This is a genomic window from Actinomadura sp. RB99 (assembly GCF_014706005.1).
Lineage (GTDB): Bacteria > Actinomycetota > Actinomycetes > Streptosporangiales > Streptosporangiaceae > Spirillospora.
On record NZ_JABMCA010000213.1, the window covers coordinates 1 to 577 of the forward strand.

The following is a 577-nucleotide window of genomic DNA, read 5'->3' on the forward strand; positions in this document are numbered from 1 at the left end:
ACGTAGTTCGCGGTGATCGTCGCGGCGTATTCCTTCGCCTCGGCGATCTTGTCGAGGAGCTTCGTGCGCTCCTTGGCGAGGCCCTGGAGCCGGGTGTTGTTCTTCTTCAGCGCCGCGAGAAGCCGGTCGTCGAGGTTCGTCCGCTTGCCCTTGAACGCGTCCCGGATCTTCTCGGCGATCTGCTGCATCTTCGCGGCGACCTTGTCGGCGTCCGCGCTGGTCAGCCCGGCGTGAAGGCCCTGCATGATCTGCTGGCCGATCTTCTTCATCACGCGGGACGGGCTGTGGATGTCGAGGATCTTCTCGACGGGGTCTGGGATGATCTTCTTGATGAGGGCCATGAGCTGGCTCTTGACCCACCCGCCCATGGACTGGAGACCAGCCCACAGCCCGAGCATGACGTTCCGGCCAGCGTTGGTGAGCAGCCCGTTCACGTTCCCCAGGGCGCGGAGGAGCGCCCTGGGGACGCTGCGGGTCCAGGAGATGAGCGTCGCTCCGCCCCGTCGTGCGCCGGACACCATGTTCCGCCACGCGCGGGGGACGATCGCCTGCACGGCGTCCCAGCCGCGCGAGAACG

General features: G+C 66.7%; 1 protein-coding gene. It reads right to left on the reverse strand.

The annotated features are described in order from the left end of the window. Positions 1-577, reverse strand: a 577-nt coding sequence (locus amrb99_RS49620; RefSeq protein WP_206700441.1) for a hypothetical protein, incomplete at both ends; no start/stop codon positions are given.